Source organism: Thermaurantiacus sp., from assembly GCF_053487655.1.
This window is the reverse complement of record NZ_JBRCLD010000083.1, coordinates 1-14,707: the sequence shown is the minus strand read 5'-3', so window position 1 is coordinate 14,707 and position 14,707 is coordinate 1. Positions and strand designations below refer to the sequence as shown.

At 66.3% G+C, this 14,707-nt stretch carries 16 protein-coding genes; 6 read left to right on the top strand and 10 right to left on the bottom strand.

What is annotated here, in order from left to right:
- Together ACWIQA_RS08500 and ACWIQA_RS08495 are read right to left on the bottom strand one after the other, a co-directional pair.
- On the bottom strand, positions 1–614 hold a 614-nt coding region (locus ACWIQA_RS08500; RefSeq protein WP_448582640.1), incomplete at its 3' end, for a pirin family protein.
- Between the two features lie 106 nt (positions 615–720).
- Positions 721–948 (bottom strand): hypothetical protein, encoded by a 228-nt coding sequence (locus tag ACWIQA_RS08495; protein WP_448582639.1) that lies wholly within the window; start codon positions 946–948, stop codon positions 721–723.
- 84 nt (positions 949–1,032) lie between these two features.
- On the opposite strand from ACWIQA_RS08495, the gene ACWIQA_RS08490 reads away from it, so the two are divergent.
- Positions 1,033–1,677: a class I SAM-dependent methyltransferase gene (locus ACWIQA_RS08490; protein ID WP_448582638.1), complete on the top strand. Its 645-nt coding sequence runs from the start codon at positions 1,033–1,035 to the stop codon at positions 1,675–1,677.
- A 3-nt stretch (positions 1,678–1,680) separates the two neighbouring features.
- On the opposite strand, the gene ACWIQA_RS08485 is transcribed toward ACWIQA_RS08490, so the two are convergent.
- The gene (locus tag ACWIQA_RS08485) at positions 1,681–1,938 is read right to left on the bottom strand and encodes a DUF6489 family protein (RefSeq protein ID WP_448582637.1); all 258 of its coding nucleotides are present in this window, start codon (positions 1,936–1,938) and stop codon (positions 1,681–1,683) included.
- Positions 1,935–2,264, bottom strand: a complete 330-nt coding sequence (locus tag ACWIQA_RS08480; protein ID WP_448582636.1) for a TraR/DksA family transcriptional regulator — start codon at positions 2,262–2,264, stop codon at positions 1,935–1,937. Before ACWIQA_RS08480 ends, ACWIQA_RS08485 begins: the two co-directional genes overlap by 4 nt.
- 186 nt (positions 2,265–2,450) lie before the next feature.
- On the opposite strand from ACWIQA_RS08480, the gene radA reads away from it, so the two are divergent.
- The 5 genes from radA to ACWIQA_RS08455 all read left to right on the top strand — a co-directional run bounded on the left by radA (position 2,451) and on the right by ACWIQA_RS08455 (position 8,184).
- Positions 2,451–3,818, top strand: coding sequence for a DNA repair protein RadA (gene radA, locus ACWIQA_RS08475; protein WP_448582635.1), 1,368 nt, complete (start codon positions 2,451–2,453; stop codon positions 3,816–3,818).
- A gap of 40 nt (positions 3,819–3,858) precedes the next feature.
- Positions 3,859–4,503 carry a CvpA family protein gene (locus ACWIQA_RS08470; protein WP_448582634.1) on the top strand — a complete coding sequence of 215 codons (645 nt, stop codon included), beginning with the start codon at positions 3,859–3,861 and terminating at the stop codon, positions 4,501–4,503.
- Positions 4,500–5,780 (top strand): cysteine--tRNA ligase, encoded by a 1,281-nt coding sequence (gene cysS / locus ACWIQA_RS08465; RefSeq protein WP_448582633.1) that lies wholly within the window; start codon positions 4,500–4,502, stop codon positions 5,778–5,780. Before ACWIQA_RS08470 ends, cysS begins: the two co-directional genes overlap by 4 nt.
- A gap of 139 nt (positions 5,781–5,919) precedes the next feature.
- Positions 5,920–6,363, top strand: a complete 444-nt coding sequence (locus ACWIQA_RS08460; RefSeq protein ID WP_448582641.1) for an iron-sulfur cluster assembly scaffold protein — start codon at positions 5,920–5,922, stop codon at positions 6,361–6,363.
- Positions 6,364–6,366: 3 nt separating this feature from the next.
- Entirely contained in the window at positions 6,367–8,184 is a 1,818-nt protein-coding gene (locus tag ACWIQA_RS08455) for a monovalent cation:proton antiporter-2 (CPA2) family protein (RefSeq protein ID WP_448582632.1), read from the top strand.
- A gap of 45 nt (positions 8,185–8,229) precedes the next feature.
- On the opposite strand, the gene rplI is transcribed toward ACWIQA_RS08455, so the two are convergent.
- From rplI to ACWIQA_RS08425, 6 genes are all read right to left on the bottom strand, one after another.
- On the bottom strand, positions 8,230–8,796 hold the full coding sequence (rplI, locus tag ACWIQA_RS08450) for a 50S ribosomal protein L9 (protein WP_448582631.1): 567 nt from the start codon (positions 8,794–8,796) through the stop codon (positions 8,230–8,232).
- Between the two features lie 11 nt (positions 8,797–8,807).
- On the bottom strand, positions 8,808–9,032 hold the full coding sequence (rpsR, locus tag ACWIQA_RS08445; RefSeq protein ID WP_448582630.1) for a 30S ribosomal protein S18: 225 nt from the start codon (positions 9,030–9,032) through the stop codon (positions 8,808–8,810).
- Entirely contained in the window at positions 9,032–9,403 is a 372-nt protein-coding gene (rpsF, locus tag ACWIQA_RS08440) for a 30S ribosomal protein S6 (protein WP_448582629.1), read from the bottom strand. The genes rpsR and rpsF overlap by 1 nt, the downstream gene beginning before the upstream one ends.
- A gap of 349 nt (positions 9,404–9,752) precedes the next feature.
- Positions 9,753–11,039, bottom strand: a complete 1,287-nt coding sequence (locus ACWIQA_RS08435; RefSeq protein ID WP_448582628.1) for a DUF445 domain-containing protein — start codon at positions 11,037–11,039, stop codon at positions 9,753–9,755.
- The gene (locus ACWIQA_RS08430; RefSeq protein ID WP_448582627.1) at positions 10,999–14,115 is read right to left on the bottom strand and encodes an efflux RND transporter permease subunit; all 3,117 of its coding nucleotides are present in this window, start codon (positions 14,113–14,115) and stop codon (positions 10,999–11,001) included. Before ACWIQA_RS08430 ends, ACWIQA_RS08435 begins: the two co-directional genes overlap by 41 nt.
- Before the next feature lie 16 nt (positions 14,116–14,131).
- Positions 14,132–14,707, bottom strand: a 576-nt coding sequence (locus tag ACWIQA_RS08425) for an efflux RND transporter periplasmic adaptor subunit (RefSeq protein WP_448582626.1), incomplete at its 5' end; no start/stop codon positions are given.

Sequence of the window (14,707 nt, the reverse complement as noted above, 5' to 3'; positions counted from 1 at the left end):
TCGCGCGCGGCGGCCTCGATTCCGTTCACGCGGAACCGGCCGCGCGCGCCGACGAGATAGGCGTGGCTGCCGGTCTCGAGCGCGACCGAGGCGGCCTCTCCGGCGGCAAGGGTGGCGCCGAGCACCCGGGCGTCGGCCTCGATTGGCAGCGCGTCCGGGTCGCCGAGGCCCGAGGCGAGCGGCACGAACCGGCCGGCGCGCGCGCCCTTCGGGAAGGGTTTCGACCCCCAGGCCGGTGCGATGCCGGTGCGGCGCGGCTCGATCCAGATCTGGAAGATCCGGGTCTCGACCGGCTCCTCGTTCCATTCGGCATGACGCACGCCGGTTCCGGCCGACATCACCTGGACGTCCCCGGCCTCGGTCCGGCCGCGGTTGCCCATGCTGTCCTCGTGGGTGATGGCGCCCTCCCGGACATAGGTGATGATCTCCATGTCGCGGTGCGGGTGGGGCGGGAAGCCGCTTGCCGAGGCGATGCAGTCATCGTTCCAGACGCGAAGCGCGCCCCAGCCCATGCGGGACGGGTCGAAATAGGAGGCGAAGGAGAAGTGATGGCGGGCGTCGAGCCAGCCATGGTTGGCGGCACCGAGCGTGGCGAAGGGACGAACGTCGATCATGTCATGGTCTCCCGCTGGAGGTCTTGGCGGCAAGCTGGGAGATGCCCCGGGCGCGCGCAAGGCCGAGCGCCCTTTGGCCGGGGTGCAAGGCCGCTATGCGGGGGGCTCAGTCGCCGGGAAAGGCGGTCCGGCAGACGGGCGAGAGCTTCGCGCGGTTGGCAGCGAGGCAGCGCTTCACGCCTTCGCGGCGGGCGAGCGCGACCTGACCCGGACACAGCCGGAAGGCATCGTCGCGGCAGCTGCGGCGGAGCGCCGCCGGATCCGGCCCGGGAGACGCCGCCGGCGGGGCGGTAGCGGCGGTGGCCAGCAGGGCAGCGAGAAGGTGCGGCATCATGGCCGGGGGCCCATAGGCCTGGACCCGGCGCGGGTCGAGCCCCCGGCATTTGACCGGCCGGCCGGCGCAAGGCATCTGCAACCGGTGCGCGCGCTTCTTGCCCTTCTCCTCCTGCTCCTTTCGGCCCCGGCGCTGGCGCAAGCGGGTGTGGCCCGCCTCCAGGCCCATCCGCTGGAAGACCCGGCGCGCGGGGTCATCGCCAATCGGGAGGCGATTGTGGCCGCGCTCGAGCTCAGGCCCGGCCTGGTGGTGGCCGACATCGGCGCTGGCACTGGCGCCTTCATGCAGGCGATTGCGCGCGCTGTGGGGCCGAGCGGGCGCTACATTGGGGTCGACATTGACCGGGAATATGTGCAGCTGATGCGCGAGAGAGTGCGCGCCCTTGGGCTGGCCAATGCGGAGGTGGTGCTGTCGCGTCCGGACTCGGTGACGCTGCCGCCGGCGAGCGTCGACGTGATGGTGGTGATCGACGCCTATCACCATTTCGATCCCGTCGGCCCCATGCTCGCCTCGATGCTGGCAGCGCTCAGGCCCGGCGGCCGGCTCGTCATCGTCGATTTCGACCGCACCCCGCAGTCGCCCAAGTGGGTCAGGAATCATGTCCGCGCCGACCGGGCGACCTTCGAGCGCGAGATTCGCAGTGCCGGCTTCCGATTCGACCGCGATCTCGCAGTGCCGGGCCTTACCGGCCATTTCGTGGCGCGGTTCGTGAAGCCCGCGCCGCGCTGAAGCCTATTTCCCCTCCGGCTTGGTGCCGAGCCCTGCTGCTGACCGGAACAGCTGCTGCCAGCGCTCAATGTTCTCAGTGAGCCCCGGGATTCCGAGAGACCAGCTCTTCATCATGCGCTCAAGATCCTCCCGAGTGGCGCCATTTTCCATCAGCTCCTGCATCCTGGCGATCCAAAGATCATGGAGCGGAGTCAGATCGGGAAGGCCAAGGAATTGCCTCGCCTCGACTGGGGTTGCCTCGATTTCGACTTCGAACTTCATGCAAGCCTCCCGCTCGCACAGGCGATGCAAGTGATCGCAGTCGGAAGCGCCTTGAGCCGCGCTTCGGCAATTGCGCCGCCGCAGTTGGTGCAGATGCCGTAACTGCCATCGGCGATCCGGGCGAGTGCAGCGCGGATGTCGGCCATTTCCTGGCGCTTGCGACTTTCGAGTGCTTCCAGCGCCACCTGTTCCTCAAGCTCATTTGCCTGCTCGGCGAAATCGGCGTCGAGCGGCTCGCGAAGGTCTGCGCCGATCTCGGCAAGGTCACCGCCGAGTTCGGCGTAGCGGCGCCACAAGCGCACGCGCAGGCTCTCGATTGCGCTCATGCCGCGCACCCTGCTGCAAGGCTGAGCGCCCCCGCGGGCAGGATGGCGTCGAGATCTCGGTGTCTCACATCTGGTCCTTTCGCTCGTCTCCACGCGTGTTCGGCACGGGGCCGCAACGGCCGCCTGGAGCCGCGCGACCCTAACAGCATGGGTGCACTGCGTCACCTTCTGTCCTATGGTCCGAGGATGGCGAGACCCCAGCTGCGCTATGTCTGCACGGCCTGCGGGAGTGTGAGCAGCAAGTGGAGCGGCCAGTGCCCGGAGTGCGGCGCTTGGAACAGTCTCCAGCAGGAAGCCGCGCCATCTGCGACTCCGTTTGCGCGCAAGCATGGGCTCAAGAGCGGCGGCCAGCCGATCGCACTCACTGCGCTTGACAAGCCAGTTGTGCTGCCGCTGCGCAAAGCGACGGGTCTTGCTGAATTCGACCGCGCGCTCGGCGGCGGCTTCGTGCCCGGCTCGGCCATCCTCATTGGCGGCGATCCCGGGATCGGCAAATCGACCCTGCTGCTCCAGGCCGCTGGCCGCATGGCGCGCTCTGGCTTGCGAGTCCTCTATGTCTCGGGTGAGGAAGCAACCGACCAAGTGCGACTGCGCGCCCACCGGCTCGGCCTTGCCGATGCGCCGGTTGCGCTTGCTGCTGCCACTTCGGTTCGTGACATCCTGACGACCCTCGGCGCCGGGCCGAGCCATGATCTTGTCATCATCGACTCCATCCAGACCATGTATTCCGACCAGCTCGAAGGTGCGCCGGGCACGGTCAGCCAAGTCCGTGCCTCGGCACTTGAGCTTATCGCTGCAGCCAAGAACAGTGGCACTGTGCTGGTGCTCATCGGCCATGTGACGAAGGACGGGCAGATCGCTGGCCCGCGCGTCCTTGAGCATATGGTCGATGCTGTCCTCTATTTCGAGGGGGAGCGCAGCCACGCCTATCGGCTGCTGCGGGCGGTCAAGAACCGGTTCGGCGCCACCGACGAAATCGGCGTCTTCGCCATGGCTGCTGACGGGCTTGTGGAAGTGCCCAATCCATCGAGCCTGTTCTTGACCGAACGCGACCGGCCGGTTTCGGGCGCCATCATATTCCCAGCGCTCGAGGGCACACGGCCGGTTCTCGTTGAAATGCAGGCACTCGCCGTCCGGGTGCCAAGTGGCGCCACGCCCCGGCGCGCTGTCGTGGGCTGGGATTCGGGGCGGCTTGCGATGGTGCTCGCGGTTCTTGAAGCGCGCGCTGGGCTCAGCCTCTCCTCCCACGAAGTCTATCTGAACGTTGCTGGCGGTCTTCAGGTGCGGGAACCTGCTGCCGACCTCGCAGTTGCAGCTGCGCTTGTCTCTGCTGTCTCGGACACGCCCGTGCCGGCCGGCACCGTGGCCCTTGGGGAACTTGCGCTCTCAGGCGAAGTGCGGCGGGTCGCCCATGCCGATCTTCGCCTCAAGGAAGCAGCCAAGCTCGGGTTTGCGCGAGCGCTGGCGCCTCCGGGCACCAAGGGGGTGGGTGCGCTCGAAGTGTGCCCTTGCGCCAGTGTCGCAGCCCTCGTCTCCTGGCTTATGCCGCGCTGAGGGCCTTTCCCGCACACGGCGGCACGGCTAGGAAGTGCGCATGGATGGCCTGACTGGCTTTGACTATGTGGTGCTCGCAATCGTCGGGCTGTTCCTGCTTGTCGGGCTCGCGCGCGGGCTGGTGACGGAGGCGCTGTCGCTTGCAGCGTGGCTGGCTGCAGCTGTTGCCGTGCGGCTGTTCCACCAGCCGGTAACCGGCATGCTGGTGCCGACAACGGGCAGCGAGCCAACGGCTGCGATTGTCGCGTTTGTGCTGCTCTTCTTTGGCACGCTGTTCTTAGGCCGACTGCTGGCGACGACTTTGGGGCGGACCAGCCGCAATTCGGTGATTGGCCCGCTGGACCGGCTGGCGGGCGGTGCCTTCGGCGCGGCCAAGGGCGGAATCCTTTCAACCGTCCTTTTCATGCTCATCCTTTTTGCCACCGGTGTCTTTGACTCGCGGCGCATCTCGCCCGACTGGCTGACCGAAAGCGCAAGCGCTCCCTACCTCAGGCTTGCTGCAACGCGCATGATCCACTGGATGGAGGAAGCAGGCGGCACCGACTTGCCTGATCTTCCTCGCCTGCCGGAAGGCCACCCGCCTGTCGCTGCCCTTCCAGACGAGACGTTCGAGCCCGCCTATGCGCCCGAAGACAATCAGCGCCTGGAAGAGCTGATCGCGAAAGGTGAGGCGGTCGAGCTGTGACTCCTCTTCGCCTGTGGAACACGGCGACCCGGCAGAAGGAGCTTTTCGAGCCCCGGCCGGGCAAGCCTGTCACCCTCTATGTCTGCGGCCCGACTGTCTATGGCCGGGCCCATATTGGCAACGCCCGCGCCGCCGTGGTCTTCGACCTCTTGTTCCGGCTTCTGCGCCACCTCTATGGCCCGGAGCGGGTGAAATATGCCCGGAATTTCACTGACATCGATGACAAGATCATGGCCCGGGCGGTTGAGGAGAATGTGGCGCCGGCCGTGATCGCGGCGCGCTACGAGGCCGCCTATCGCGAGGACATGGCGGCACTCGGCTGCCTTGAGCCGAGTTTCACCCCGCGCGCGACCGAGCATATCGAGGGCCCGCATGGCATGATCGCAATGATTGCAGCGCTCCTCGCCAAGGGCGTTGCCTATGCGGCAGACGGCCATGTGCTCTTCGAGGTGGCGAAATTCGCTGGCTATGGCCGCCTGTCGCGCCGGTCGATGGACGAGATGGTGGCCGGCGCCCGGGTGGAAGTTGCCCCCTACAAGCGCGGGCCTGCGGACTTCGTACTGTGGAAGCCGAGCGCCCCCGACCAGCCCGGCTGGGACAGCCCCTGGGGCCGGGGGCGGCCGGGCTGGCATATCGAGTGCTCGGCGATGATCCGCGCGGTGCTCGGTGAGGAAACCATTGATATCCACGGCGGCGGGCTCGATCTCGTGTTCCCGCACCATGAGAATGAGCTGGCGCAAAGCTGCTGCGCCCATGATGGCGCGCCGCTCGCACGCATCTGGATGCACAACGGCTTCCTCCAGATGGGGGAGACCAAGATGTCGAAATCGCTTGGGAACATCGTCACGCCGCGCGAGCTGCTCGACGCCGGCTGGCCCGGCGAAGCCATCCGGCTTGCGCTCTTGTCCGCCCACTATCGCCAGCCGCTCATGTGGACCGACCGGCTGCTGGAGCAGGCCAAGGCGCAGCTCGATCGGCTCTACCGGGCCGGCGGGGACAGAGGCGGAACGCCGCCTGCACTTCTTGACGATCTCAATACCCCAGAGGCGCTTGCGGCGCTGCCAAGCGGCGGTGCAGTGCTTGGCCTGCTGGGGGCGGCCGACTGGTTCACGGCAGGAGTCGAGGCCATGCGAGTCGAGGATGAGCTTGCGCGCTACCGGGAGGCGCGGGCGGCGCGGGACTGGGCGCGGGCGGATGCCATTCGGGAGGCGCTGATAGCGGAAGGCATTCAGCTCGAAGTGGCGAAGGATGGAAGCGTGAAGTGGAGGAAGGTGTAGGAGAGGCCTGAGGCCCTTGCGCGCTGCGGCTGGCGTGCCGCGCAAGCTGGGACTGGCCGGGGGATTGGCGTGCGACCTGCGCCACGGCGGGCGTGGCTTTCCTTTTCCCGCCGCTTCTTCCTATATGGCCATCGTGGACATGCCTCTCTACAATGCCCGGATCCTGAGGCTTGCGGCCTCCGTGCCGTATCTCGGGGCGCTGGAGGTGGCGCAGGCGCGGGTGCAGAAGGTCTCGCCCATCTGCGGCAGCCGCGTGACGGTAACGCTCGACCTCGATGAGGCCGGCCGGGTGGCGCGGTTCGCCCAGGAGGTGCGCGCCTGTGCGCTCGGCCAGGCGGCGGCGGCCATTTTGGGCGGCGGCGTGATTGGCGCGGATGCTTCGACCCTGCGGGCAGCCCACAATGGGCTTGCCGCCTGGCTGAAGCGGGCGGAACCGCTCTTGGAGGCCGTTCTTGCGCGCTTTCCGGAGCTTCCCTTGCTCGAGCCCGCACGGCCACACTTGGCGCGCCATGGCTCCATCCTTCTTGCCTTTGATGCCGCCGCCACGGCAGCCGAGGCGGCGCAGGCCCGACAGGCGGCCTGAGCCATGGCAGGCCCGGCGAACACTGAGGTTCTCCGGGAGGCAGTTGTCTACCTTGCCGCTGCGGCCATTGTCGTGCCGCTGGCAACACGCCTCAAGCTTGGCTCCGTGCTTGGCTATCTTGCCGCCGGCGCTCTCATCGGGCCCATGGCGCTTGGCCTTATCGAGAGGCCGGAGACCATCTCTGGTCTTGCCGAGTTCGGCGTGGTGCTGCTGCTGTTCGTGATTGGCCTCGAGCTCAAACCCTCTCGGCTGTGGGCGATGAAGCGCAACATCTTCGGGCTGGGCACGTTGCAGCTGCTGGTCTGCGGTCTCGCGCTTTGGGGTGCGTTTGTGCTGACGACCAGCTTCACCTGGCAGGCAGCGCTGGTCTTGGGCCTGTCGCTCGCGCTCTCGTCGACGGCGCTTGTGGTCGGGCTATTGAAGGAGCGGGGCGAGCTCAACACGCCGGTTGGCGAGCGGGCCTTTGCCATCCTGCTCTTACAGGATCTTGCGATCGTGCCTTTGCTCATCATCATTGCCGCCTTCTCGCGCGTGCCCAATCCCGATGCGCCTGAGGGGCTTACGCTCGTCCTCTCGAGCCTTGGCGCAATCATTGGCCTCGTTCTTGCCGGACGCTATGTGCTCAATCCGCTGTTCCGGCTCATCGCCCATGTCGGCAACCGTGAGGTGTTCGTGATTGCCGCACTCCTGACGGTGATGGGGGCGAGCTTCCTGATGGCAAGCTTTGGCTTGTCGATGGCGCTTGGCGCTTTCATCGCCGGAGTCATGCTGGCCGACAGCCCCTATCGCCATGAAGTGGAGGCCGACATCGAGCCTTTCCGAGGGCTCCTGCTCGGGCTCTTCTTCATTTCGGTTGGGATGGGCCTCGATTTCTCGGTGCTGCTGACCGATCCGCTGCGGGTCCTGAAGCTTGTTGCCATCCTGATGGCGACCAAGTTTGTGCTGATCGCAGCGCTTGGCCGGCTGTTCGGGGCAAGCCCGGCGCAGGCCTGGCGGATGGGCCTCTTGCTTGCCCAGGGCGGCGAGTTCGCCTTTGTGCTGTTCAAGGCCGCAGTGGCCGGACTTCTCATCACCGAGACGGCGGCCTCGCTCTTTGGTGCAGTTGTGACCCTCTCCATGGTGGCGACCCTGCTGCTTCTGGCGCTGGTGCGGCGGTTTGTGCCGGTCGACAGGGATGGGGATGGCGTGCGCGATGATCTCGAGGGGCCGGCTGGTGCACCGCCTGGGACCGTCATTGTCATCGGCTACGGCCGGTTCGGCCAGATTGTCACGCAAATGCTCCATGCCCGCGGTGTCGAGGTGGTGCTCATTGACCGTAAGCCAGACCAGATCGATCTCTCCCGCCAGTTTGGCTGGCGAGTCTATTATGGTGACGGATTCCGGCCCGAGGTTCTGCGCGCGGCCGGCGCTGAAGGCGCCCGCCTTGTCATTGTGACGACAGGCGGCGGCGCCTGGGACCCGGCGCTGCTAGAGCCCGTCAAGCTGGCCTTTCCCCATTTGAAGTTCATTGTCCGAGTCCATGATCGGCTGCATGCCATGCGGATGATCGCGGCCGAACAGGAGCATGTGGTGCGCGAACTGTTCTGGAGCGCGGTCGAGATGGGGCGGATGGCGCTGCGGGAGCTCGGCACGGCCGAAGACACGATTGCACAGATCGTCAAGGAATATGTCCGCCGCGACAGTGAGCGCTTGGCGCTCCAGGTCGCGTCCGGCGACCTCATGGCCGGCCAAGACCGCATGTTCCGGCCTGGCCATGACTGGCGGCCGGAGGATCCGCAGACGGCGCTCGGCGAGATCCCGGCCTCAGCGCCTGCCAAGTAAAGGCGCCGGACAGCCCCGCCCCCCTCCCGCTGCCCGGCCGGCGGCTCAGGCTTCGGGGGCGTGCTCAGCCACGGCTTCGGCCGCGGTTTCGGCTTCAAGCTCCTCAGCCGGCTCGTCGCGGTCGAGCGCAGTCACATCCACGCCCTTTGCCTGCAACTCGGCTTCCTCGGGCGAGCGCGCGACATTGGCAGTCACACTCACCGCGACTTCGGGGTGGAGCACGACCTTGACAGCATAGAGGCCGAGCGTCTTGATCGGGCGGTCGAGCACGATTGCCTGTTTCGCCACCTTGTGGCCACAAGCGGCAAGCGCTTCGGCAATGTCGCGTGCGGCAACCGAGCCATAGAGGGCGCCAGCGTTCGAGGCCTGGCGGATGAGGATGAAGGAGAGGCCGTCGATCGCCTTTGCTTCTTCCTCAGCATGGGCGCGGCGCTTGGCATTCTCAGCCTCAAGATGCGCGCGCTGGGCTTCGAACCGGGCCTTGTTGGCCTCGGTGGCACGCAACGCCTTGCCGCGGGGCAGAAGGAAGTTGCGGGCATAGCCCGGCTTCACCTTCACCACGTCTCCAATCCGGCCGAGCTTCTCGACTCGCTCCAAGAGGATCACGTCCATCGGGGTGCTCCTTACTGGACGACGTAGGGGAGCAGGCCGAGATGGCGCGCCCGCTTGATGGCCTGTGCGAGCTCGCGCTGCTTCTTCGCCGAGACAGCGGTGATGCGCGAGGGCACGATCTTGCCGCGCTCGGAAATGAAGCCCTGGAGCAGGCGGACATCCTTGTAGTCGATTCTGGGCGCATTGGGGCCCGAGAAGGGGCAGGACTTGCGGCGGCGGAAGAAGGGGCGGGCCATTACCAGCCTCCCTCGTCACGGCCGCGGCTGCGGCCACTGCGGTCCTTGTCGGACTTTTTGACCATGGCCGAGCCTTCGATCTCGAGCGCATCGACCCGGACCGTCTGCCAGCGGATGATGTCTTCGTTCAAGGCGACCTGCCGTTCAAGCTCGGCGACTGCTGTTGCTGGCGCCTCGATGTTCATGAGGACATAGTGGGCCTTGCGGTTCTTGCGGATGCGGTAGGCAAGGCTGCGCAAGCCCCAATATTCGGTGCTGGCGACCTTGCCCTTGTGCTCGGCAATGAGGGCCGTCAGGGCTTCCGTCAGCCCCTCGACTTGGGCGGGCGCGAGATCCTGACGCGCCAGATAGACATGCTCGTAGAACGGCACGGGCTTCTCCTTGGGGCCGATCGCAGCGGTTGCCCGTTCCGGGTCCGCCCTCCGGCTTTCGTCGCAGGGGGCGGGCGTTAGCGGGGCGCTCAGGAAAAGGCAAGCCGAAAGGCGCGCACGCGGTTGCGCCTGCCGCGCCAGCACAAGGAGGCAAGGGTTGTTGGCCATGACGGCGCTGTCGGAGCTCTCGCCACTTCCAGGCAGAAAGACGGCGCGGACACGAGCTGCCGCGCCGTCAGGTCTGCCACAGGAGGAGAAACGCGTATCCTCGCACGTTTTCGCGCGTGAAATTAGGAAAGGCGAGGATCTCGGGCAAGGGCTGTGGCGGCGATCGTCACAGAAGTGGCGATCAGCCATGCACGCCGGAGAAGTGGAAGATGGCGTGCAGCAGCACACCGATCGAGCCGCCGATGAGTGTGCCGTTCAAGCGGATATACTGGAGGTCGCGACCGACGGCCGATTCGAGCTTGGCAGTGATGGTCTCGGTGTCCCAGGCTTTCACTGTGTCGGAGACGAGCGCGACAATCGAGTCGCCATGGTCGCGCACCAGCCCGACGACGGCGCGCCGGGCGAGGCTGTTGAGGGCGCCGGCGAGGGCGGCGTCATGTTGGAGCGCAGTGCCGATCCGGCCAGTCACCTCGCTTGCGCCTTCGCCTTCGGCGAACCGGCCAAGCGCTTCGCGCGCTTGCTCCCAAAGACCCTCGACCCAGCGGCTGACGGCGGGATTGTCGAGGAGTGCTTGCTTCCATCGCTCCGCCTTGGCGCGCGTTTCTGGCTCATGGCGCAGATCAAAGATGAAGTTTGCCAGCGCCTGGTCGGCGCGCTGGCGCACGGGATGGTGCGGGTCGGCTGCGACATCGTCGAGGAAGCCACGCAGGCCGGCCAGGATTTCGTTTGCCACACGCTCGTCAACCGAGATGAGCCGCAAGAGCCAGTTGGTCCGCTCCTCGATCATGGCGCGCAGTGTCGGCTCCTCGGCATCAAGCGTGCGCGACGCCCATTGGATGAGGCTGTCGATGACCGGCTGATGGCGGCCTTCGGCAAGGGCGGCCTCGAGCGTGGATGCGAGCATGGAGGCAGCATCGAGCCCGCGCAAGGTGCGCACGACCCGGCCCTTCACGCGCTCGCCAAGCGCATCGGCTGCGGGCGTGTCCGCAAGCTGACGGACAAGCCCGATGAGGCCCTCGCGCACGCGTTGCGCACTGCTGCGCTCGCTAGCGCCCTCGCTCAGAAAGCGGCCAAGAAGGGCGGCAGCCTCGAAGCGCTCGAGCCGCCGGGCGACGACGCGGGGGGTCAAGAAATTGTCGCGCAGGAAGGTGGCGAGCGCATTCCCGATCCGGTCCTTGCTGGCCGGGATGATGGCCGTGTGGGGGATGGGGAGCCCGAGCGGGTGGCGGAAGAGGGCAGTGACTGCGAACCAGTCGGCAAGCCCACCGACGAGCGCAGCCTCGGCGAAGGCCTGCACCCAAGCGAAACGCGGATCGACCGCCTGGATTGCCCAAGTCGAGATGGCGAGCAGCACGGCCATGAGGACGAGGAGGCCAGTCGCCAGCCGCCAGAGCTGGCGTGCGACTCGCTCGCGCTCGCTCGGCAGGTCATTCGGCAGCTTGCGCGACCCCCTTGCCCTGGCCTGCATCCTCCCGCCTTGCCGGAAGCCCCTTCTCGCCACCGGTCAGCAAGCGGGCGAGCCGCGGGCCGAGCCAGCGCTCCATGTCATCAGCAAGCGTGAAGCCCGCTGGCACGATGACGAGGGTGAGAACGGTCGAGAGCAGCAGGCCACCGATGACGACAATCGCCATGGGGGCGCGGAAGCTGGAATCGCCATGGAGCCCGAGGGCGACGGGGAGCATGCCGGCCGTCATGGCAACTGTTGTCATGATGATAGGCTGGGCCCGCTTGTGGCCGGCATCGACAATTGCCGTCTCCCGGGAAACCCCCTGGCGCATCTCCTCGATGGCGAAATCGACGAGCAGGATCGAGTTTTTGGCGACAATTCCGAACAGCATCAGGATGCCGATATAGACGGGCATCGAGATGACATGGCCGGTCAGGATGATGGCGACAATTCCGCCCAAAGGCGCCAGCAGCAGCGAGCCCATGTTGACGAACGGTGGCAGTACGCGGCGGTAGAGCAGCACCAGGACGGCAAACACGAGGATCACGCCCGAGACGATGGCGATGATGAAGTTGGTGACGAGCTCGTCCATCACTTCGGCTTGCCCAAACTTCACCTGGCGCACTCCGTCGGGAAGGTTCGCCATGGTGGGAAGCTTGTTGATTTCTGCCATTGCTGGCCCGAATTCGACCCCGTTCAAGTCCGCGACCAGCGTGATGCGGCGGCTCTGGTTGTAGCGCCTGAGCGTGGTCGGCCCGGTGCCGAAGCCGATGTCAGCGACGACCTTGAGCGGGACCGAGCCACCATCGGCGGTGGGCACGGGCAGATTCTCAAGCGCTGCAAGATCGGTGCGCGCGGACTCAACGAGGCTGACGCGGATGGGTACCTGGCGGTCAGAAAGCGAGAATTTGGCGAGATTCTGCTCGATGTCGCCGATGGTTGCGATCCGGATGGTGCGCGAGAGGTCAGCAACTGAAACTCCCATTTGCGCAGCGAGATCGAACTTCGGCCGGATCAGGATCTCTGGCCGCTCGAGATCGCCCTGGATCCGGGCATCGCGCAGAAACGCAAGCCCCTGCATTTCCTTCTCCACCTTGCGCGCGGTTGCCTCGAGCAGGACAGGATCGTCGCCTGCCAGCATGAGCGTGATGTCCCGCCCGCCCCCGCCGGGGCCGAAGGACTGGAAGGCAACCCTCACATCAGGAACCGCTGCCAGGGCGGGTGCGATGCGCCGCTCCCATTCCTTCGTGGAGAGCGTGCGCTTTGCGCGCGGCACGAGGTCGATGTAGAGGGTGGCCTTGCGGATATCGCTGTCGTCGCCGATGAACTCGAACACCGATGCAACTTCGCGCTCACGGCGCAGGATGGCGCCAATCTCGTCGACCTTGGCAACGGTATCAGCAAGGGTCGCGCCCGGCGCGAGCTCGACGGACAGCTGCGATGTCCCGCTATCGCTGTCAGGCGCGAAGGTCTGGGGCACCTGGCTGAACAGGAAGATGGTGAGCGCGAACGACAGGGCCCCGACTGCGACCGTCTTCCAGCGATTGTGGAGCGACCAGCGCAGGAAGGCGAGATAGCGGTCCATCATCGGGCCATCGCCATGGCTGCGGGGGCCATGCGGCTTCAGGAAATAGGCGGCAATAAGGGGGGTAATCAGCCGCGCAACCAACAGGCTCATGAACACGGCAACCGAGACCGTCAAGCCGAACTGTTTGAAATACTGGCCCGAGATTCCCGGCATGAACGAGACCGGCAGGAAGACGGCGATAATTGCAAAGGTCGTGGCGACCACGGCAAGGCCGATCTCGTCGGCAGCCTCGAGGGCCGCCTGGAACGGGGACTTGCCCATGCGCATGTGGCGGACGATGTTCTCGATCTCAACAATGGCGTCGTCGACGAGGATGCCGGCAACCAGGCTCAGCGCAAGCAGGCTGATGGTGTTGAGCGTGAAGCCCATCAGCTCCATGAACCAGAAGGTCGGAATGGCCGAGAGCGGAATGGCAAGCGCGGCAATGAGCGTCGCCCGTGCGTCGCGCAGGAACAGGAACACGACGAGGACAGCGAGGAGGGCGCCCTCGACCATGGCGGTGATGGCACTGTCATATTCTTCTTCCGTGTATTTGACAGTCGTGAACAGCTCTTCGAAGGCGATGTCCGGATATTCGGTGCGCAACTCATCGAGCACCTTGTTCATCCGTTCGTAGACCTGGACATCGGACGCACCCCTGGCCTTGAACAGGCCGAAGCTTGTCACCTGCCGCCCGTTAAGCCGCGCGATCGAGCGTTGCTCGGAAGTGCCGTCGCGCACTTCGGCGATGTCGGAGAGGCGGACGAAGCGGCCACCGGGAAGCGCAATGCGAGTCTCGCCAAGGTCAAGCGCGGTCCTGGCGCCGCCGAGAACGCGGACCGCCTGCTCCGCGCCTGAGACTTCGGTGCGACCGCCGGGGACGTCGAGGTTGAGCGTGCGCAGCTGGGCGTTGACTTGGGCTGCCGTGATACCGAAGGCCTGCAACCGATCGGGCTTCAGGTCGACGCGGATTTCGCGGCTGACGCCGCCGCCGCGCGACACTTGGGCAACGCCGGGGATGGCGACCATGCGCTTGGCGATCGTGTTGTCGACGAACCAGGACAGTTCCTCAAGCGACATGGCCGTCGACTTGACGGCGACATAGGCAAGCGCGCCGCCCTCGACATCGACTCTTGTCACTTGCGGCTCCAGAATGCCTTCTGGCAAGTCGGAGCGGACCTTGGTGACGGCATCGCGCACATCGTTGACGGCGCGGTCGACTGGAGTTCCGATCTGGAACTCAACGGTTGTGAAGCTCCCCCCTTCCTGGACCACGGAGGAAATGGCCTTGATGTTGCCGATGCCAGCGACTGCGCCTTCCACCTTGCGGGTGATCTGAGTCTCGATTTCGGTCGGCGCACCGCCCGGCTGCGCGACTTGGACATTGACAATGGGGGCTGCGATGTCGGGCATGGCGTTGATCTTCATGCGCACGAAGCTCAGCGTGCCAAGGAGGCCCAGCATCAGGAAGAGAAGGAGCGGCGGAATCGGGTTCCGGATCGCCCAGCTTGAGATGTTGCGAAGATCCATTCTCAGCTCCAGCCGGTCACTTGCGAAAGACCGGCGTGACCTTTTCGCCCGGCCGCACGAAGGCACCGGCCGAGACGATCACCCGTTCGGTGCCAGAAAGGCCCTCGCGGATGGCAACGCCGGCCTGGCTGATGCCGGCAATCCGCACGTCGCGGCGGACCACCTTGTCTTCGGAGTCGACCACATAGACATAGCTGCCGGCCTGGTCAGCGAGCACGGCGGACTGGGGCAGCACCGGGCGCATGGCCTTGCCAGCCTCGATCTCGGCAACTGCAAAGCCGCCAGCGCGGATCGCGCGGTCGCGAGGAAGCGCAATCCGGGCCGTGCCGAGCCGGCGCTGCGGGTCAATGACCGGCTCGAGCAGCCAGATGGAGCCTGTAACCGGGGTGGACGCTCCCGCCGGGGTGACGGCGACGGGCTCGCCGACGGCAAGGGCGGCCATGTCCTGCTCGGCCACTTCGGCGCGCAATTCCATCTGGCCGCCAGCTGCGATCTTGAACAGGGCGCCCGAGGCCGGCGAGCCCGTCGCCGTCACCCCGGCGGGAGCGTCCACCCCGGTTACAGGCTCCATCTGGCTGCTCGAGCCGGCGCT